Genomic DNA, 20007 nt, shown 5'->3' with positions numbered 1-20007 from the left:
TAGATTGGTCTGAGACCTCGGAAGTAGGGCCAGATGGACGCTTTGGACGTATCGCGGTGGCAGTTCGGCATCACCACCGTCTATCACTTCATATTCGTTCCGCTGACGATCGGGTTGGCACCGCTGATCGCCGTGATGCAGACGGTGTGGGTGGTCACCGGGAACGACAGCTGGTACCGGCTGACCCGGTTCTTCGGCAAGCTCTTTCTGATCAACTTCGCGATCGGTGTCGCCACCGGCATCGTGCAGGAATTCCAGTTCGGCATGAACTGGAGCGAATACTCGCGATTCGTCGGCGACATCTTCGGCGCTCCGCTGGCCTTCGAGGGCCTGGTCGCGTTCTTCGTCGAGTCCACGTTCATCGGCTTGTGGATCTTCGGCTGGACGCGACTGCCCCGGGCGGTTCACCTGTTCTGCATCTGGATGGTGGCCTTCGCCGTCAACGCGTCGGCCTTCTTCATCATCGCGGCGAACTCGTTCATGCAGCATCCCGTCGGGGCGAAGTTCAACCCTGAGAGTGGACGAGCGGAGCTGATCGACTTCGGTGCCCTGCTGACCAACAACACTGCGATTTGGGCGTTCCTGCATGTGGTCGCCGGCTCGCTGCTCACCGCAGGCACGTTCGTCGCGACCGTGAGCGCGTGGCTGATGGTGCGCGACCGGCGCAGGGCGGCTCGCGGCGAGGCGCTGGACGCCCCGGCGACAGAAGGAGCGCTCGACTCCGCCAGGATGTACCGGCCGGCAACGATTCTGGGCAGCGTGGTCGCCTTGGCTGCCGTGGTCGTGCTGTTCCTCACCGGTGATGTCCAGGGCAAGCTGATGTTCGTCCAGCAGCCCATGAAAATGGCTTCGGCCGAGTCACTGTGCGACACGCAGACCGATCCGGACTTCTCGGTCCTGACCGTCGGCACGCACAACAACTGCGCCAGCGTGAACCACGTGATCGAGGTTCCCTACGTGCTGCCGTTCCTGGCCGAGGGCAAGTTCAGCGGCGTCACCCTGGAGGGCGTCAACGACCTGCAGAAGCAATACGAGTCACGGTTCGGCCCCGGTGACTACCGGCCGAACCTGTTCGTCACCTACTGGTCGTTCCGGGCGATGATCGGCCTCATGGTGGTACCGCTGGCCTTCGCCCTGCTGGCGCTGTGGCTCACCCGTGGGCGAAGGCTTCCCGACCAGCGGTGGTTCGGCATCTTCGCCCTGATCACCCTGCCGACACCGTTCCTGGCCAATTCCGCCGGCTGGGTGTTCACCGAAATGGGTCGTCAACCCTGGGTGGTGGTACCGAACCCGACCGGCGACCAGATGGTGCGGCTTACCGTGCAACAAGGCGTGTCGGATCATTCGGCAGGCACGGTCTTCTTCTCACTCGCGGTCTTCACCCTGCTCTACGGTGCCCTCGCGGTCGTCTGGTTCTGGCTCATGCGTCGCTACGTGACCGAAGGGCCTCAGGAACACGATTCCGAACCCGCACCGCCCACGCCTCCCGGCGAGGACGAATCCGCTCCCTTGTCGTTCGCGTACTGAGAGGACTGATCACAGATGGGACTCCAAGAACTTTGGTTCATACTCATCGCCGTTCTGTTCCTCGGATTCGTGGTGCTGGAAGGCTTTGACTTCGGCGTCGGCATGCTGATGGCCCCGCTGGGCAGTGCGGGAGAAGGTGATCCGGAAAGCCGTAGGCGCGCAGTCCTGAACACCATCGGACCGGTGTGGGACGCCAACGAGGTGTGGCTGATCACGGCGGGTGCGGCGATGTTCGCGGCATTCCCGAACTGGTACGCAACCCTGTTCTCCGCGTTGTACCTGCCGCTGCTGGCGATTCTGTTCGGGATGATCCTGCGAATCGTGGGCATCGAGTGGCGCGGCAAGATCGATGACACCAAATGGCGCAAGTGGGCCGACCTGGGCATCGCGGTGGGATCGTGGTTGCCCGCCATACTGTGGGGCGTTGCCTTCGCAATCCTGGTGCGCGGCTTACCGATCGACGCCGACCATCGGGTCCATACCTCGATCGGTGACGTGCTCAACGCCTACACGCTGCTCGGCGGCCTGGCCACCGCCTCGTTGTTCGCGTTCTATGGCTCAGTGTTCATCGCGTTGAAAACCGCAGGGCCCGTGCGTGATGACGCCTTCCGGTTCGCCCGGATCCTGACCCTGCCGGTGATCCTGTTGGCCGGCGGCTTCGGGCTGTGGACGCAGCTGGCCTACGGCAAGCCGTGGACCTGGGCGCCGTTGGCGGTAGCCGTGATCGCGCTGCTCGTCTCGGTCGCGCTCATGTGGTCGCGGTCGCGGGAAGGGTGGGCATTCGTCGCCACCGTGGTGGTCGTGGCATCCGTCGTGGTCCTGCTGTTCGGCGCGATGTACCCGCATCTGCTGCCCTCGACCCTGAACCCGGACTGGGGCGTGACGATCTACAACGGCTCGTCGACCCCCTACACCTTGAAGATCATGACCTGGGCTTCGTTGACGCTGCTGCCTCTGGTTCTCGTGTACCAGGGCTGGACGTACTGGGTGTTCCGCAAGCGGATTTCGGCGGATCGCATCCCAGCCCCCATCGGGTTGTCGCGGCGGTCGGCCTGAATCTCTGGCGCGCACTCGGCGTCCGCGGCGCCACCGGGTCGACGGCGGCACTGCGGCGCCACCTCCTGGCGACAGTAGGGTGCGGGGTAACCATCAGCGTCAGCACGATCGCGGCAGCCGTTGTGCTGGCACACATCGTCGCCGGGATCATCACCGATCCGGGCTCGGCGACCCGCCACGGTGCCGCCATCGTCACGCTGTGTGCGCTCTGGCTTCTACGCGCGGCCGCGCACTGGCTCCAGGGCCGGCTGTCGCAGCGCGGCGCGACAGCGGTGATAGGCGAGTTGTCCAGCCAGGTACTGCGCTCGGTGACCTCCCTGCCGCCAAGGCGATTGGCGACCGACCGGGATGCCGCTGCGGCAGTGGTGACCCGGGGCCTGGACGGCCTGCGCCCCTACTTCACCGGCTACCTGCCCGCGGTGGTGCAGGCCGCGGTCCTCACTCCAGTCGCGGTGGTGGTGATGGCCTGCTACGACCTGCAGGCCGCCGCGATCGTGGTGATCGCGCTCCCCCTGATCCCGATCTTCATGGTGCTGATCGGCCTGGTCACCGCCGAGCGCTCGGCCGCCGCGCTGGCAGCGATGACCACGCTGCAGGCCCGGCTGCTCGATCTGGTGGCAGGCATCCCGACACTGCGCGCCCTCGGCCGGGCCGCCGGATCGGTGCAGCGGATCACCGAACTGGCTGCTGCGCATCGCCGCTCGGCGATGGCGACGCTACGGATCGCGTTCCTGTCCTCGTTGGTGCTGGAGCTACTGGCCACCCTCGGCGTGGCCCTGGTGGCGGTGAGTGTCGGTGTGCGGCTGGTACACGGCGAGATGACCCTTGCGGCCGGGTTGACGGTCCTGTTGCTGGCTCCCGAAGTGTTCTGGCCGTTGCGCCGGGTGGGCGCGGCCTTTCACGCCGCGCAGGACGGCAAAACCGCCGCAGAACAAGCTTTTCGGCTGTGCGAGACGCATGCACCGGTCCAAGGTGGCGTCCGGGTGCCGGGCTCCGCACCGACAATACAGTTGGACGGTCTGGGCCCGGCGATCGAACCCGGCCGGGTCACCGTGCTGACTGGACCCAACGGGGCCGGAAAATCCACTGCGCTGCAAGCCATTCTCGGCTTGACCACGCTGCCATCGGGACCGGTGCGGGTCGACGGCGTCGATGTCGCCGACCTGGATCCGACGACGTGGTGGCACAGTATCGCCTGGCTTCCCCACCGTCCGGTCCTCATCCCCGGCACCGTCCGCGAAAACCTGGAGCTGCTGGGACCGCTGGCCGACCTGGACCGAGCCTGCCGCGACGCCGGATTCGATGACGTTCTCGCCGATCTTCCCGACGGCCTCGACACCCAGATCGGTCGCACCGGCGTCGGTTTGTCCCTGGGCCAGCGACAGCGGCTGGGACTCGCCCGCACCCTCGGGTCGTCCGCGCGGTTGCTGCTGCTCGACGAGCCCACCGCTCACCTGGATGCCGCTCTGGAGCAGCGGGTGCTGCAGGCCGTCGTCGCACGGGCGCACGCGGGCGCCACGGTGGTGGTGGTCGGGCACCGGGACCCGATACTGGCCGTCGGCGATCGGGTGATCACGATTGGTGCCGTTCATGTTTCGTCGTGATCCGTTGCTGCGGCTGACGCTGGATCTGCTGCGCCCCCGGTTGAGTCGGCTGATCCTGGCCGGCGTTCTCGGTGTGCTGTCGCTCGGCAGTGCCCTGGCCCTGGCGGGTGTCTCGGCATGGTTGATCACCCGCGCCTGGCAGATGCCCCCGATCCTCGACCTGTCCGTGGCCGTCGTGGCGGTACGTGCGCTGGGCATCTCGCGCGGCGTCCTCGGCTACTGCCAGCGACTGGCCGCTCACGACACGGCACTGCGGGCGGCAGCCAACGCCCGCACCGGGCTCTACCGCAAGCTCGCCACGGGCCCCGAAGACGATGCTATGCGGCTGCCGAGTGGTGAATTGGTGGCCCGGGTCGGGACTTCCGTCGATGAACTGGCCGATGTGCTGGTGCGCTCGGTGTTGCCGATCGTGGTGGCCACGGTGCTCAGCTGCATATCCGTTGGCGTCATCGCACTCATCTCACCGAGCGCCGCCGCCGTATTGGGACTGTCCCTGCTGATCGCCGGAGTAGTCGCCCCCGCTCTCACGGCCCGCGCGGTGGCCGCTGCGGAATCCGTTGCGGTTCAACACCGTAGTGACCGCGATTCCGCGACGATGCTGGCCCTCGAGTACGCCCCCGAGTTGCGGGTGAGCGGACGGCTCGACGGGGTGATCGCCACCGCTGAGCGTCACCACCGCGACTGGGGGCGAGCCGCCGACCGCGCCGCGGCCCCGGCAGCGCTGGCCGCTGCCATGCCCAGCATCGCCATCGGCGCGAGCGTCCTGGGCGCCGTCGTCGCCGGCATCGCACTGGCTCCCACGACCGCGCCGACCACACTGGCCATCCTGATGCTGTTGCCGCTGTCGGCCTTCGAGGCAACCACCGCCCTCCCCGACGCCGCCGTCGGGCTCACCAAGGCCCGCATCGCCGCACGGCGTCTCCTCGAACTCACCGAGAGCGACCCCGCGGCCCGCCGGCGGCCACCGGCCTCACCGGTCGATCTGCCCGCCGGGGGGCGGCTCGCCGTCGTCGGCCCCAGTGGCTCGGGCAAGACCACCCTGCTCATGGCACTGGCCGACAAGCTCAACGGAAGTTCCAGGTGTGCAGCCTTTTTCGCCGAAGACGCGCACATCTTTGAGACGACTGTCCGGGACAATCTGCTCGTGGTCCGCGGGGACGCCACCGATACGGAACTGGCCTCCGCGATTCAGCGTGTCGGCCTCGCCGACTGGCTGGCCGGCCTGCCCGAGGGGTTGTCGACCGTGCTCGAAGGCGGCCACACCGCTCTGTCGGCCGGACAGCGGCGCCGGCTGCTCCTGGCCAGGGTGCTGCTGTCAGATTTCTCCTTCGTCCTGCTCGATGAGCCGACCGAGAACCTCGACGCCGCCGACGGTCAACGGATCCTCACCGAAATCCTCACTCCGGGTGGTTGGTTCGCCGCTGAGCGGGCCGTCGTCGTCGCCACCCACCACCTTCCCGACACGCTCGACTGTCCCGTCGTCCGTTGCCCACAACCCGGCGCAGCGATCAGCGAGTAACCTCACAGGCATGACCGACGAGCGATCCAACCCGCCCGGGTCTGACGAGCCACAGCCGGCCGGACCTCCCCCGCCACCGGCGTACCCATACGGGCCGCCGCCGGGCGCATATCCGGGGGCCTACCCTCCGGCCCCGCCGCCGTACGGCGGGTACCCGATGCAACCCATCCAACGCGGCCCCGCCAACGGGCTGGGCATCGCGGCGCTCGTGGTCGCGATCTTCGCCCTGCTGTTGACGTGGTCGGTGATCGGCGGGCTGGTATTCGGCGTCACCGCCGTCATCCTCGGATTCCTCGCCCAAGGACGCAGCCGGCGCGGCGAGGCCACCAACGGCGGCGTTGCTGTTTCGGGGATCGTGCTCGGCGCCATCGCCTGTGTGTTGTCGCTGGTGTTCATCGGCATCTGGGTGCACTTCGGTGAACGATGGTTCAACGACGTCGGCGGCCACGACTACGTGGAGTGCCTGCAGCGCGCCGGCGACGACACCGCGGCCCAGCAGCAGTGCGAGCAAGAATTCGAGCGACGGGTCGAGGATTCGTTCGGCGTTACGCCGACGCCTACCCGCTGAGCGGTCTCACGACTTGGCGGCATCGGGGAAGTACTTGACGATGCCTTCCTGCACCACCGTCGCCAACAAGTGGCCCGAGGTGTCGAAGAAGTGTCCGGTGCCCAGCCCGCGGGATTCCGCAGCGACCGGCGAAGTGGTGGAGTACAGCACCCACTCGTCGAATTTGATCGGCCGGTGGAACCACACCGAGTGGTTCATCGTCACCGCGAAGATCCGGTCGAACCCCCAGGACAACCCGTGGGTGGTGATGATCGAATCGAGCACCGTGGTGTCCGAGGAGTACACCAGGGCCGCGCCGTGCAGCACGGGATCGCTGGGCATCACGCCTTCGGTCTTGAGCCACACCCGGTTGTGATCGAGCCTGCCGCCTTTGTCACGCATCACCCAGGACGGATCGTTGGTGTACCGCCATTCGATGGGGCGCAGAGCTTCGACGAACAACGGCACCGTCTTCTCATAGCCGCGTAGCAGCTCATCGATCTTGGGCAGCGTGTCCGGATGCGGAACCTCCGGCGCGGGCACGCTGTGCTCCAGCCCCCGGCCGGCGTTCATGTAGGACAGCATCACCGTGGTCAGCAAGTTGCCGTCCTGCATGACATCCACGCGGCGGTTGGCGAACCGGCGCTCGTCGCGCAGCCGCACGACGTGGAACTCCAGATCCTTCTCCGGATCGCCACCGGCGATGAAGTGCGCATTCAACGCACTCGGGGCGAGTTTGTGCTCCAGCGTGCGGCCGCCGGCGACGAAAGCCTGCGCGATCATCTGCCCACCGAAGGTGCGCACCGGGTTCTTGCTCGGATGCGAACCGATGAACAGATTGTCGTCAACGCGATTCAAATCGAGAACAGCCAGCAGCTCCTCGAAATCCGGGTGTGTCAAGGAATGCCTTTCGAGATCTTTTCTAGGCGCTCTCCGGCTGAGGACCGCTAGACGTCGTCCTCCCCGATGCGGTGCACGTGGATCAGATTCGTGGAGCCTACTGTGCCCGGCGGGGCGCCTGCGACGATGACCACCAGCTCACCGCGCTTGTAGCGGCCAAGATCCAGCAGCGACTTGTCGACCTGCCGGATCATGTCGTCGGTGCTGGCCATCTGCGCCACGATGAACGTCTCGGTGCCCCAGGTGAGCGCCAGCTGGCTGCGAACCTCGGGAAGCGCCGTGAACGCCAGGACCGGAAGCGGGGTGTGCAGCCGGGCAAGGCGGCGGACGGTGTCCCCGGACTGGGTGAACGCCACCAGCGCCTTGGCATCGAGCCGCTCACCGATATCGCGGGCCGCGTAGGAGATGACGCCGCGCTTGGTGCGGGGGGTGTGGGTCAGCGGCGGCACCGTCACCGAGTTGTCCTCGACCGCCTTGATGATGCGGGCCATCGTCTTGACGGCCTCCAGCGGATACTTGCCGACCGAGGTCTCCCCGGAGAGCATCACCGCGTCGGCACCGTCGAGGACGGCGTTGGCGACGTCGGAGGCCTCGGCCCGGGTGGGCCGGGAGCTTTCGATCATCGACTCCAGCATCTGGGTGGCGACGATGACGGGTTTGGCGTTCTCCCTTGCCATCTGGATGGCGCGCTTCTGGACCAGCGGCACTTCCTCCAGCGGCAGTTCGACGCCGAGGTCACCGCGGGCGACCATGATCGCGTCGAACGCCAGCACGATCGCCTCGAGGTTTTCGACGGCCTCCGGCTTCTCCAGCTTGGCGATCACCGGAACGCGCCGGCCGACCCGGTCCATCACCTCATGGACGAGTTCGATGTCGGCGGGCGAACGGACGAACGACAATGCGATGAGATCAACGCCCAAGCGCAGCGCGAACTCGAGATCCTCGATGTCCTTCTCGGACAGCGCCGGCGCCGTCACGTTCATCCCGGGCAGTGACATGCCCTTGTTGTTGCTGACCGGGCCGCCTTCGGTGACCGTGCAGACCACGTCGGTGCCGTCGATCTCGTCGACCTTCAGACCGACGTTGCCGTCGTCGACGAGGACCCGATCCCCCGGCCGGGCATCCTCGGCCAACCGCTTGTAGGTGGTCGACACCCGGTCGTGAGTGCCCACACAGTCGTCGACGGTGATCCGCACCGATTCGCCGGCCGCCCAGTAGGTGGGACCATCGGCGAAGCGGCCCAGCCGGATCTTGGGTCCTTGCAGGTCAGCCAGCACGCCTACGGCGTGGCCGGTGGCATCCGATGCCGCCCGCACCCGCTTGTAGGCGGCCTCGTGGTCGGTGTAGTCACCATGGCTGAAGTTCAGCCGGGCGACATCCATGCCAGCTTCCACCAGGGCCCGCACCGTCTCATCCGTGCTGGTAGCGGGGCCAAGCGTACAAACGATCTTTCCGCGTCTGCTCACGTCACGTCAGCATAGTCGTTAATCGATTCAGATGACGGCCAGAGGGAGGGTGCCGGGCCGCACCGGGGCCGGCAGATCCGACTCGCCCATCAGGTACGCGTCGACCGCATGCGCCGCGCTGCGGCCCTCGGCGATGGCCCACACCACCAGCGAGGCGCCCCGGTGCGCGTCGCCGCACACGAACACCCCGGGAGCATCGGTCTGCCAGTCCGAACCACAGGACACGGTGCCGCGCCGGGTCAGTTTCAGGTCCAACCCGTCGAGCAACGCCATGTGCTCGACGCCCTCGAACCCGATCGCCAGCAGTGCCAGGTCGCAGGGAATCTGCAACGACTCGCCCACCGGGGTGATCTCGCGGCGTCCCTGGGCGTCCCTGGTCACCCGGACCTCGGCGATCTCGATGGCCCGAACATGGCCGTTGTCGTCGCCGATGAATCGCTGCACAGCCACCTCGAAGCGGCGGGCGCCGCCTTCGGCGTGTGCCGGGGAGGTTCGCAGCACCAATGGCCACGTGGGCCACGGCGAGAGGTCGTCGTCTCTGGTCTCGGGCGGCTCGGCGTTGTAGTCGAGCTGAGTCACCGTGGCCGCGCCCTGCCGGTGCGCGGTGCCCAGGCAGTCGGCGCCGGTGTCACCGCCACCGATGATCACCACGTGTTTGCCCGCCGCCGAGATCGGTGTTGACGAGTCGCCCTCGCACTCCCGGTTGGCAGGAACCAGGTGCTCCATGGCCAGGTGCACACCATCGAGTTCCCGGCCGGGCACCTCGTTGTCGCGTCCCCGTAGCGCACCGACCGCAAGCACTACCGCCTGATGACGCTGGCGCAGCTGCTCGACGGTGAGATCGACGCCGACCTCGCATTCGGTGACGAATCGCGTGCCCTCGGCACGCATCTGGGCCAGGCGCTGATTGAGCACCGACTTCTCGAGCTTGTACTCGGGGATGCCGTAGCGCAGCAGCCCACCCACCCGGTCATCGCGCTCGTAGACCGTGACCTCGTGGCCCGCGCGGGTGAGTTGTTGTGCGGCAGCCAAACCCGCCGGGCCCGACCCGACGACGGCGACGCTCTTGCCGGTCGAGATCGCGGCCGGCTGAGGTTCGACCGTGCCGTTCATCCAGGCGTGATCGGCGATCGTCTGCTCGATCCTCTTGATCGTCACACTGCCGCCGGTCTGCTCTTCGGCGATCGACAGCACGCAGGCCGACTCACATGGCGCCGGGCACAGCCGCCCGGTGAACTCCGGGAAGTTGTTGGTGGCGTGCAGACGATCGCTGGCCGCGTCCCAGCGGCCGCGCCGCACCAAGTCATTCCATTCCGGGATCAGGTTGCCCAACGGGCAGCCGGCCTTGCCGGAGTGGCAGAACGGGATACCGCAATCCATACAGCGACGTGCCTGCTGCGCCACCTCACCGGCGCGCTCGTTGGGATCTTCACGCTCGTAGACCTCGCGCCAGTCCCCCACACGTTCCTCGACGGGCCGCTTGGCGGCCTCGATCTTGGGTACCCGAAGAAATCCGGTCGGATCAGCCACGGCTGGCCTCCATGATCGCGCTGTCCACATCACGTCCCTCGGCCTTGGCCATCCGGGTCGCCTGCAGCACACGCTGGTAGTCGGTGGGCATTACTTTGGTGAATTGCGCACTGCGCCTCGGCCAGTCGGCCAGGATCGAGGCCGCCAGCGTGCTGCCGGTGTGGCGCGCATGGGCCGCGACCACGTCGTGCAGCCAGGTCAGGTCCTCGGCCTCCAACTGCTGCAGTTGCACCATCTCGGTGTTGACCCGGGCCGGGTCCAGGCCGAGCACGAAGGCGATGCCGCCGGACATGCCGGCCGCCAGGTTGCGTCCCGTCTTACCCAGGATCACCACCCGGCCACCCGTCATGTACTCACACGCGTGGTCACCCACGCCCTCGACAACGGACAAGGCCCCGGAATTGCGGGCACAGAACCGTTCACCGACCCGGCCCCGCAGGAACACCTCACCCGAGGTGGCGCCGTAGAGCAGGGTGTTGCCGGCGATCACATTGTCCTCGGGTAGGAACAGCACGTCATCGGGCGGCCGCACGATCACTCGTCCGCCCGAAAGCCCCTTGCCCACATAGTCGTTGGCGTCACCGATCAGTTCCAGCGTGACTCCCGGCGGCAGGAAGGCTCCGATCGACTGGCCGGCCGAGCCGGTCAACGTGATGTGAATGGTGTTGTCGGGCAATCCTGCCGCGCCATAGCGACGGGTGACTTCCGACCCCAGCAGCGTGCCCACCGTGCGGTTGACGTTGCGCACGGGCAGCTCAAGCCGAACCGGGTGGGCATCCTCCAACGCACCCTCGGCGAGTTGGATCAGGGTCTGATCGAGTGCCTGGTCGAGTCCGTGGTCCTGATCGCGGACCCGCCGCCGCTGGGTGAGCACGGCGCCGTCGGCATCGGTCGGTAGCGCGAAGATCGGGCTCAGATCGAGGCCGCGACTCTTCCAGTGCGCCACACCGGGATCGGTGTCGAGCACCTCGGCGTGGCCGACCGCCTCGTCGATGCTGCGGAATCCCAGCTCGGCCAGATACCTGCGGATGTCCTCGGCGATGAACGTGAAGAAGTTCTCCACGAACTCGGGCTTGCCGTTGAACCGGGCCCGCAATTCGGGGTTCTGCGTGGCCACCCCGACCGGGCAGGTATCCAGGTGACAGACTCGCATCATGATGCAGCCCGCCACCACCAGCGGTGCGGTGGCGAAGCCGAACTCCTCGGCACCGAGCAGGGCGGCCACGATCACATCGCGTGCGCTGCGCATGCCGCCGTCGCACTGAACGGTGATCCGATCCCGCAAACCGTTGAGCACCAACGTCTGCTGGGTATCGGCCAGCCCGATCTCCCACGGCGCCCCGGCGTGTTTGAGCGAGGTCAACGGCGCCGCTCCGGTGCCGCCGTCGTACCCGGAGATCAACACCACGTCGGCGTGCGCCTTGGACACCCCGGCCGCCACCGTGCCGACCCCGACACTGCTGACCAGCTTCACGTGGATCCGCGCGTCGGCATTGGCGTTCTTCAGATCGTGGATCAGCTGGGCGAGATCCTCGATCGAATAGATGTCGTGGTGTGGAGGTGGCGAGATCAGCCCCACACCGGGCGTGGAGTGCCGGGTCTTGGCGATGTTGGGGTACACCTTGTAGCCCGGAAGCTGGCCGCCCTCACCAGGTTTGGCGCCCTGCGCCATCTTGATCTGGATGTCTGTGGCGTTCACCAGATAGTCACTGGTGACGCCGAAGCGACCGGAGGCGACCTGCTTGACGGCACTCCGCCGGCGCGGATCGTAGAGCCGGTCCACATCCTCACCGCCTTCACCACTGTTGGACCGCCCACCGAGGTTGTTCATGGCGATCGCCATGGTCTCGTGAGCCTCGGCCGAGATGGACCCGTAGCTCATGGCCCCGGTGTTGAACCGGGTCACGATGGCTTCGACCGGTTCGACCTCCTCCAACGGGACCGGGGGTCGCAGCCCCTTCTTGAAATCGAACAGGCCGCGCAGCGTCCCGCCCTCCCGGGACAGCCGGTCGACCTCCTCGGAGTACTTGGCGAAGATGTCGCGGCGCCCGGTCCGGGTCGAATGCTGCAGCAGGAACACCACTTCCGGGGTGAACAGGTGCAGCTCGCCCTCCCGGCGGAATGCGTACTCACCGCCGACCTCGAGGCGACGGTGCACCCGCTCGGTCGGGTTCTCCGGGTAGGCACGCCGGTGACGCAGCTTGACCTCCTCGGCCAGCACGTCCAGCCCGACGCCGCCGAGCTGGCTGGTGGTGCCGGTGAAGTACTGGTCGACGACGTCGCGGCTCAGCCCGATCGCCTCGAAAACCTGTGCCGCGGTGTAGGAGGCGACCGTGGAGATGCCCATCTTGCTCATCACCTTGACCACGCCCTTGCCCAGCGCCTTGACGTAATTGCGCACGGCGGTGGCGGTTTCGATGCCGGTCAGCTCACCCTCGCGGATCAGATCCTCGATCGACTCGAAGGCGAGATAGGGGTTGACCGCGGCGGCGCCGTACCCGATGAGCATCGCGATGTGATGGACTTCGCGGGCATCGCCGCTTTCCAGCACGAGTGCCACCTTGGTCCGTTCCTTGGTGCGCACCAGGTGGTGGTGCACCGCCGAGACCGCCAGCAGCGACGGGATCGGGGCCCTGGTGTGGTCGGAATCCCGATCGGAGATCACGAGTGTGCGAGCACCTTTGGCAATGGCCTCGGTGGCCCTCATCTGGAGGTCATCGAGCGCTTCGGCCAGCCCTTCGGCACCGCGTTCGACGTCGTAGAGGGCACGCAGCACCGTGGTGCGCAGACCCGGATGCTCGCCGTCGTCGTTGATGTGGACGATCTTGCTCAGCTCGTCGTTGTCGAGCACCGGCCACCGCAGCACGATCTGGCGACACGAGGCTGCCGAGGGTTCCAACAGATTTTCCTCGGGCCCCATGACACGGGCCATCGAGGTGACCACCTCTTCGCGGATGGCATCCAGCGGTGGGTTGGTCACCTGGGCGAACAGTTCGACGAAGTAGTCGTACAGCAGCCGTGAGCGTTTGGAGAGCACCGCGACGGGCGTATCGGTGCCCATCGAACCGAGCGGCTCACCGCCTGAGGCGGCCATCGGCGTCAGCAGGATCCGCAGTTCCTCTTCGGTGTAGCCGAAGGCGATCTGCCGGCGCACCACCGAATCGTGATTCGGCTGGATACGGGACCGTTCGGGCAAGGTGCTGAGATCCAGCAGACCGGCGTGCAGCCACTCACCGTAGGGTTCGGCCGCGGCCAGCTGTTCCTTGATCTCATCGTCGGGAACGATGCGCCCGGCGGCGGTGTCGACCAGGAACATCTTGCCGGGCTGCAGGCGGCCCTTCGCGACGACCTCGCCCGACGGCACATCCAGCACACCGCTTTCACTGGCCAGGATCACCCGGTCGTCGACGGTGCGCCACCAGCGGCCCGGCCGCAAGCCGTTGCGGTCCAACACCGCCCCGACCACGGTGCCGTCGGTGAAGGTGACGCACGCCGGCCCGTCCCACGGCTCCATCAGCGAGGCGTGGAACTTCCAGAACGCACGCTCCGCCGCGTCCATGGTGGTGGCGTTCTGCCACGCCTCCGGGATCATCATCAGCACTGCGTGCGGCAGATCGCGCCCGCCCAGGTGCAGAAGCTCGAGTACCTCGTCGAAGGACGCCGAGTCGGAGGCATCCGGGGTACAGATCGGCGACAAGCGGCTCAGGTCACCGGGAATCCGGGCGCTGGCGAGCAGCGCCTCGCGGGCGTGCATGCGGTTGCGGTTTCCCCGCACCGTGTTGATCTCACCGTTGTGCGCGACGAATCGAAACGGATGGGCCAGCGGCCAGGACGGGAACGTGTTCGTGGAGAACCGGCTGTGCACGATCGCGATCGCGCTCACGCAGCGCTCGTCGCGCAGATCCGGAAAGTATTGCGGCAGCTGCATTGTCGTCAGCATGCCCTTGTAGACGATGGTCCGGCTGGACAGCGACGCGAAGTAGACCGCGTCCACGCCCGTGCCCTGCTCGGCCCGCTTGCGCAGCGGATAAACCTTGCGGTCGAGCTCGATTCCGCCCGACCGGCCCCCGTCGGCGTCCGGTGTCGTGACGAACAGCTGCGCCATGTGGGGCATACAACCCAGCGCAGTGGAGCCGATTCCGGCGCCGTCCGGATCCACCGGCACGGTGCGCCAGCCCAGAACCTCAAGGCCTTCCTCCGCGGCCAACGCCTCGACGCGGGCGCGAGCGGCACTGCGCGCGTCCTCGTCCTGCGGCAGGAAACAGATGCCGGCGGCGAAGGTGTTGCTGCCGTCCCCAGCCGGGCCAGGAAGGGCGAAGTTGACCACCTCGCGCAGCAGTTCGACCGGCAGTTGCAACAGGATGCCGGCACCGTCACCGCTGTTGGGTTCGGCCCCGGCAGCACCGCGGTGTTCGAGGTGTTCGAGCGCGGTGAGACCGTCGCTGACGATGCCGTGGGAACGGCGGCCCTGGATATCGGTGATCATGGCCACGCCGCAGGAATCGGCCTCATTGGCGGGGTCATAGAGCCCCTGCGCATCTGGCAATGCCGAGAACAGCACTTGATCGCACCTCCGCAAGTCCGGAACATCCTGGTCCCGGGACTGCACCGGCCCGAATTTTCAGTGTATCAGCGCAGGTGGGCTACTACTGAGCGGTTAATGTCGGGACCAGCGGGAAGCCCGGCAGGTTCCGCACCACCGTCCAGGCCACCAGTGTCACCACGATCGTCACCACCGCAGGCAGCGGGAACAGCGCCTTGCCCAGCCACCAACGCACCAGCAGCCACACCGCCAGGACGGGCAGGCCGACCAGGACGAATACGTTGTCAACGACCGCTGCGCCCACGTCACCGTGCAGCAGATCGTGAGTCATCCGCAGACCGCCGCAGGCCGGGCAGTCCCACCCGGTCAGGGCCTTGAACGGGCATCCCGGGAACAAGAAGCCCGGACGGTGCGGATCGGCCACACCGATGTAAGTGAGGGCACCGGCCGCGAGGGCGCCCCCGGCCAGCAGCGAATACCGCCCAGACGAGGTGGTGGTACGGCCGCTATGTTCCATCGCGCAGCGGACGCCCGTACGGGTCACGCACCTTGTCGGTGAGGATCTGGACGGCGTCGATGATCCCCCAGATGATGGCGCCGATGGTGCAGGTGGCCAAACCCACGATCAACTGGATGACGCCCAATTTGGTATCGCCGATGTAGATACGTCCAATACCGACGAGGCCGAACAGCCCCAGCAACTGCAACAGACCGGCGATCACCTTGGACTTGTCGGAGAACGGCTCACCGGTGATCGGATGGCGGCCATACGGGGCGCTCGGGTCCCCGTACGGCGACGGATACGGCGGGTAGACCGGTGGTGGCGGGTATCCCGCAGGCGGCGGAAAGCCGGCCGGCTGCGGTCCATCCAACGGGTCTGGGGACTGAGACGGATCCGTCATGCAACCAGGATGCCAGAGCCCGGCCTGTTACCGGTTGCGCCGGAACCAGCGCCGCACCCGGCCGCCTTGCGGCTCCGACTCGGGCTGCTCGACCGCGGCCGGTGATTCAGTCTCGGCCTCGCCTGCGGCATCGTCTTCGTCGTCGTCGGCGTCATCGTCGGCCTCGTCCGGCTCGTCACTGTCAGACTCTGCGTCATCCGCGGATTCAGCGGCGTCGCCCTCGCCGGTTGCGGCCTTGGTCTCGACCTCGGACACAGACTCGACGTCAGCCTCGTCGTCCTCGGGTTCGTCAGCCACATCGCCGGTTTCGGACTCGACGGCGGACTGCTCAGCAGGCTCGGCATCCTCGTCGGCATCCGCAGCCTCAGCAGCCACGTCGCCGTCCTCGTCCGCGACCTCGTCGCTCTCTTCGGCTTCGGCTTCGGCTTCGGCTTCGGCTTCGGCTTCGGCTTCGGAGGGATTCTCTTCTACCCCAGCCGCATCCGGCTCGGCCTCATCCGCGGACGACGACTCGACGGCAACCTCGTCGGCCGACTCCTCCTGGACGGCGGGCTCACCTTCGTCGGTGTCCTCCGACTCGATGGGCTCGGCGGCCTCGTCACCTGCATCGCCCTCATCCTCGGCAACAGCTGCCTCGGTGTCGTCCTCGGCAGGGGCCTCAACTTCTTCTGCTTCTTCCGCGGCCTCTTCCGTGACGTCGGCCTCGGCTACAACGCCTTCGGGCTCGTCCGCGGGTTCGTCAGCGGTGACCTTGTCGGCAGCTTCTTCGGAATCTGCCTCGGCCTCGCCTTCGGCGTCGGTGGACTTGTCGTCGGTAGCCGCCTCTGACTCCTCGACTGCGGCGTCCTCGTCGACCTCGATCTCGGAATCCTCGGCTGCCAGTGCTTCAGCCTCTTCCTCGTCTGCTTCATCAGCCTCGACCGATTCGACAGATTCAGCAACCTCGACTTCAGCAACCTCGACGTCGCTCTCGGCCTCAGACTCAACCTCGTCGACGGCCTCTTCCGTGACGTCGGCCTCGGCTTCAGCCGCCTCGGGCTCCTCGACCACTACTGCTTCGGCGTCCTCGTCGGCATCCACCGACTCGACCGGCTCGGCCTCCTCGCCGTCTGCCGCCTCATCCTCAGTCTCGGCCGCGATATCTTCGGCCTCGGTTTCGGCTTCATCGTCGTCAGATTCAGCGGCGTCCTCGTCGGCAGCCTCGTCCTCGAGGGCTTCCTCGGATTCGGCTTCCGCCTCGTCTTCGGCCTCTTCCGCTTCGACCTCCGCTTCTTCAGAGTCGCCAGGCTCTGTGGAGATCGCCTTCAGTTCGATTGCCGCGGCAGCTTCGGCTCCGTCGTCTTCGCTGGCGCCGACCTCGTCCGGATGCATGTGGTCGGCATCGTCGTCATCGTCTTGTCCGGCCACCGTTGCGGCCGCAACGACACCGGTGGTCGCCGCTGCGGTGACGAGTTCCTTGCCGAACTCGTCGACCGCCGATTCGTCTTCTTCCGGCTTGCCCGCCAAGGTCGCCGGGTCTTCCCGTCCCTTGGTCGCGAGCATGATGTAGATGACGGCGCCGATGAACACGAACGTCGAGGTGAAGGTGTTGACGCGGATACCCGCGAACTCGGTCGCCGGGTCGCTGCGCATCAGTTCGACTATGAAACGGCCCGCGCAATAGCCGGCCACATAGAGCGCGAACAGCCGGCCGTGGCCGAGTTTGAACTTGCGGTCGGCCCAGATCAGCAGCGCGAAAATCAGGAGGTTCCACACCAATTCGTACAGGAACGTCGGATGGACGACCCGCAGGACCTCGCCGGTGGACACCCCGTTGAGATCGTCGGGCACGCCGGCGGCATTCAGCCGCTTGTAGATCTCCAGGCCCCACGGCAGTGTGGTGTCACCGCCGTACAGCTCCTGATTGAAGTAGTTTCCGAGCCGGCCGATGGCCTGGGCCAGGATGATTCCGGGCGCGATCGCGTCGCCGAAAGCCGGCAGCGGTATTCCGCGCGAGCGGCAACCGATCCAGGCTCCGACACCACCCAATGCGACAGCTCCCCAGATGCCCAGGCCGCCTTGCCATACCTGGAAGGCGGCGCCAAGGCCCTTGCCGGTGGGCCCGAAATAGGTGGGCCAGTCCGTCATGACGTGGTACAGCCGACCACCGACGAGGCCGAAAGGCACTGCCCACAAGGCGATGTCATAGATGACGCCAGGCTGCCCGCCCCGCGCCTGCCAACGCCGGTCGCCGATCACCAGCGCGGCGATGATGCCCACGATGATGCAGAGCGCGTAAGCGCGGATCGGCACCGGGCCCAGATGCCAGACGCCCTGTGACGGGCTGGGCAAATACGCGAGCACGGTAGTGGTCAAGCTGAAATCCTCTGCCTAACGCCGTTGGCCAGTTCTTCGGTGAGGCGACGCACTGAGTCCAACCCCTCCTGCAGGGCCGACACCAGTGCCGACCCGACGATGACGCCGTCGGCGTAGGCACCGATCTCGGCGGCCTGCGCTCCAGAGCGCACGCCGAGCCCCACCCCGACGGGAATGTCGGACACTTCCTTGACGCGGCGCACCAACTCCGGTGCTGCATTCGAGACCACATCGCGCGCTCCGGTCACACCCATGGTCGATGCGGCGTAGACGAAACCTCGCGACGCGTTCACGGTGGCCGCGAGCCGCTCCGGCGTCGAGGACGGGGCGACCAGGAAGATCCGGTCCAGGTTGTGTTCCTCGGACGCGGCGATCCAGTCGACGGCTTCCTCGGGGATCAGATCCGGGGTGATCAGACCGTATCCACCGGCGGAGGCCAGGTCGCGGGCGAACGTGTCAACGCCCTTGCGCAGCACCGGGTTCCAGTACGTCATCACCACGGCGCGGCCACCGGCGTTGCTGATCGCCTCGACCGCGGCCAGGGTGTCGCGCACCCGCACGCCGCCGGCCAGTGCGGCCTCGGTGGCGGCGGCGATCGTCGGTCCGTCCATTCCCGGATCCGAGTAGGGCACACCGACTTCGACCAAGTCGCAACCGGATTCGACCATCGCCGTCATCGCCGCGATGGATGTCTGCACATCGGGGAACCCGGTGGGCAGATAGCCGATCAGCGCGGCACGACCCTCGGCACGGCAGCCGTCGAACAACTCCGCCAGCCGGCTCATCCCACGCTCCCCTCGTCGAGCAGTCCGAACCATTTGGCGGCAGTCTCGACGTCCTTGTCACCGCGCCCGGACAAGTTCACCACGATGATCGATCCGCTGCCCAGTTCGGGACCGAGCTTGAGCGCACCGGCCACCGCGTGCGCCGACTCGATCGCGGGAATGATCCCCTCGCGGCGGCACAACAGCGCGAACGCGTCCATCGCCTCGGTATCGGTGACCGGGCGGTACTCGGCACGGCCGATGTCTTTGAGGAAGGCATGCTCGGGCCCGACGCCCGGGTAGTCCAAACCGGCCGAGATCGAATGGGATTCGATCGTCTGGCCGTCCTCGTCCTGCAACAGGTAGGAGAACGATCCCTGGAACGCGCCGGGCGAGCCACCCGTGAATGTCGCGGCGTGACGCCCCGTTTCGACTCCGTCGCCGGCGGCCTCGAAACCGACCAACCGCACCGCGGGGTCGTCGATGAAGGCGTGGAACACGCCGATGGCGTTCGATCCGCCGCCGACACATGCGGTGACCGCGTCGGGCAGCCGGCCGGCCTGATCGAGGATCTGTGCCCTGGCCTCCATGCCGATGATCCGCTGGAAATCGCGGACCATCAGCGGGAACGGGTGCGGGCCGGCCGCCGTCCCGAAGCAGTAATAGGTGTCGTCGGCGTTGGTCACCCAGTCCCGGAACGCCTCGTTGATCGCGTCCTTGAGGGTTTTGGAGCCGGCCTCGACCGAGACCACGGTGGCGCCGAGCAACCGCATCCGGGCGACGTTGAGAGCCTGGCGGGCGGTATCCACCGCACCCATGTAGACGATGCATTCCAGGCCGAGCAGCGCACACGCCGTGGCGGTGGCGACCCCGTGCTGGCCGGCGCCGGTCTCGGCGATGACTCGGGTCTTGCCCATCTGCCGTGCCAGCAGTGCCTGGCCCAGAACGTTGTTGATCTTGTGAGAACCGGTGTGGTTCAGGTCTTCTCGCTTGAGGAAGATCCGTGCGCCACCGGCGTATTCGGACAGCCGGGTCGCTTCGTACAGCGGCGACGGCCGGCCGCTGTAGTGCCGCTGCAACCGGTCGAGCTCATCGAGGAATGCCTGGTCACCGCGGGCCTTCTCATAGGCCGCGGTGACCTCTTCGATCACCGCCATCAGCGCCTCGGGAACCAACCGGCCCCCGTAGGAACCGAAATGGCCCAGTGCGTCGGGATCGTGAACGGTGGGTTCGGCAACGCCTGCGCTGGTACGGGGCAATTCAGGCCCCGCGAGATCCGCCATCAAAGTGCCTT

General features: G+C 67.0%; 14 protein-coding genes. 5 read left to right on the top strand and 9 right to left on the bottom strand.

Annotated elements, in window-relative coordinates:
* Nucleotides 1-33: 33 nt before the first annotated feature.
* From EH231_RS05795 to EH231_RS05775, 5 genes are read left to right on the top strand one after another with little or no spacing between them, the layout of a single operon-like run.
* Nucleotides 34-1527 (top strand): cytochrome ubiquinol oxidase subunit I, encoded by a 1494-nt coding sequence (locus EH231_RS05795; protein ID WP_090425878.1) that lies wholly within the window; start codon nucleotides 34-36, stop codon nucleotides 1525-1527.
* A gap of 15 nt (nucleotides 1528-1542) precedes the next feature.
* Nucleotides 1543-2583 (top strand): cytochrome d ubiquinol oxidase subunit II, encoded by a 1041-nt coding sequence (gene cydB, locus EH231_RS05790; protein ID WP_090425874.1) that lies wholly within the window; start codon nucleotides 1543-1545, stop codon nucleotides 2581-2583.
* A gap of 50 nt (nucleotides 2584-2633) precedes the next feature.
* Nucleotides 2634-4187, top strand: a complete 1554-nt coding sequence (cydD, locus tag EH231_RS05785) for a thiol reductant ABC exporter subunit CydD (protein WP_170856274.1) — start codon at nucleotides 2634-2636, stop codon at nucleotides 4185-4187.
* Nucleotides 4174-5706: an ATP-binding cassette domain-containing protein gene (locus tag EH231_RS05780; RefSeq protein ID WP_124712052.1), complete on the top strand. Its 1533-nt coding sequence runs from the start codon at nucleotides 4174-4176 to the stop codon at nucleotides 5704-5706. Before cydD ends, EH231_RS05780 begins: the two co-directional genes overlap by 14 nt.
* 10 nt (nucleotides 5707-5716) lie before the next feature.
* Nucleotides 5717-6274: a DUF4190 domain-containing protein gene (locus EH231_RS05775; protein ID WP_090425872.1), complete on the top strand. Its 558-nt coding sequence runs from the start codon at nucleotides 5717-5719 to the stop codon at nucleotides 6272-6274.
* 6 nt (nucleotides 6275-6280) lie between these two features.
* On the opposite strand, the gene EH231_RS05770 is transcribed toward EH231_RS05775, so the two are convergent.
* From EH231_RS05770 to trpB, 9 genes are all read right to left on the bottom strand, one after another.
* On the bottom strand, nucleotides 6281-7153 hold the full coding sequence (locus tag EH231_RS05770; RefSeq protein WP_124712051.1) for an acyl-CoA thioesterase II: 873 nt from the start codon (nucleotides 7151-7153) through the stop codon (nucleotides 6281-6283).
* Between the two features lie 47 nt (nucleotides 7154-7200).
* Entirely contained in the window at nucleotides 7201-8619 is a 1419-nt protein-coding gene (pyk, locus tag EH231_RS05765) for a pyruvate kinase (protein ID WP_090425868.1), read from the bottom strand.
* A 27-nt stretch (nucleotides 8620-8646) separates the two neighbouring features.
* The gene (locus EH231_RS05760) at nucleotides 8647-10149 is read right to left on the bottom strand and encodes a glutamate synthase subunit beta (RefSeq protein WP_090425865.1); all 1503 of its coding nucleotides are present in this window, start codon (nucleotides 10147-10149) and stop codon (nucleotides 8647-8649) included.
* Nucleotides 10142-14710: a glutamate synthase large subunit gene (gene gltB / locus EH231_RS05755; protein WP_124712050.1), complete on the bottom strand. Its 4569-nt coding sequence runs from the start codon at nucleotides 14708-14710 to the stop codon at nucleotides 10142-10144. Before gltB ends, EH231_RS05760 begins: the two co-directional genes overlap by 8 nt.
* An 85-nt stretch (nucleotides 14711-14795) precedes the next feature.
* Entirely contained in the window at nucleotides 14796-15209 is a 414-nt protein-coding gene (locus EH231_RS05750) for a DUF2752 domain-containing protein (protein WP_124712049.1), read from the bottom strand.
* Nucleotides 15199-15594: an NINE protein gene (locus EH231_RS05745; protein WP_124712048.1), complete on the bottom strand. Its 396-nt coding sequence runs from the start codon at nucleotides 15592-15594 to the stop codon at nucleotides 15199-15201. The genes EH231_RS05750 and EH231_RS05745 overlap by 11 nt, the downstream gene beginning before the upstream one ends.
* A gap of 27 nt (nucleotides 15595-15621) precedes the next feature.
* Nucleotides 15622-17949, bottom strand: coding sequence for a prolipoprotein diacylglyceryl transferase (gene lgt / locus EH231_RS05740; RefSeq protein WP_124712047.1), 2328 nt, complete (start codon nucleotides 17947-17949; stop codon nucleotides 15622-15624).
* A complete protein-coding gene (gene trpA / locus EH231_RS05735; protein ID WP_090425850.1) occupies nucleotides 17946-18734 on the bottom strand; it encodes a tryptophan synthase subunit alpha in 789 nt (262 codons plus the stop codon). The genes lgt and trpA overlap by 4 nt, the downstream gene beginning before the upstream one ends.
* Complete coding sequence (trpB, locus tag EH231_RS05730) at nucleotides 18731-19996, bottom strand: tryptophan synthase subunit beta (RefSeq protein ID WP_090425847.1); 1266 nt, start codon at nucleotides 19994-19996, stop codon at nucleotides 18731-18733. The genes trpA and trpB overlap by 4 nt, the downstream gene beginning before the upstream one ends.
* Nucleotides 19997-20007 lie beyond the last annotated feature (11 nt).

Source organism: Mycolicibacterium nivoides (assembly GCF_003855255.1).
Taxonomy (GTDB): Bacteria; Actinomycetota; Actinomycetes; order Mycobacteriales; family Mycobacteriaceae; genus Mycobacterium; species Mycobacterium nivoides.
The sequence above is the reverse complement of the archived record's forward strand: the minus strand, read 5'-3'. Positions and strand labels throughout refer to the sequence as shown.

Bases quoted from the DNA above. Each gene is read 5' to 3' on its own strand.
- EH231_RS05795 (WP_090425878.1), top strand. From the start codon at position 34: ATGGACGCTTTGGACGTATCGCGGTGGCAGTTCGGCATCACCACCGTC.
- cydB (WP_090425874.1), top strand. From the start codon at position 1,543: ATGGGACTCCAAGAACTTTGGTTCATACTCATCGCCGTTCTGTTCCTC.
- EH231_RS05780 (WP_124712052.1), top strand. From the start codon at position 4,174: ATGTTTCGTCGTGATCCGTTGCTGCGGCTGACGCTGGATCTGCTGCGC.
- EH231_RS05775 (WP_090425872.1), top strand. From the start codon at position 5,717: ATGACCGACGAGCGATCCAACCCGCCCGGGTCTGACGAGCCACAGCCG.
- EH231_RS05750 (WP_124712049.1), bottom strand. From the start codon at position 15,209: ATGGAACATAGCGGCCGTACCACCACCTCGTCTGGGCGGTATTCGCTG.
- EH231_RS05745 (WP_124712048.1), bottom strand. From the start codon at position 15,594: ATGACGGATCCGTCTCAGTCCCCAGACCCGTTGGATGGACCGCAGCCG.
- trpA (WP_090425850.1), bottom strand. From the start codon at position 18,734: ATGAGCCGGCTGGCGGAGTTGTTCGACGGCTGCCGTGCCGAGGGTCGT.
- trpB (WP_090425847.1), bottom strand. From the start codon at position 19,996: ATGGCGGATCTCGCGGGGCCTGAATTGCCCCGTACCAGCGCAGGCGTT.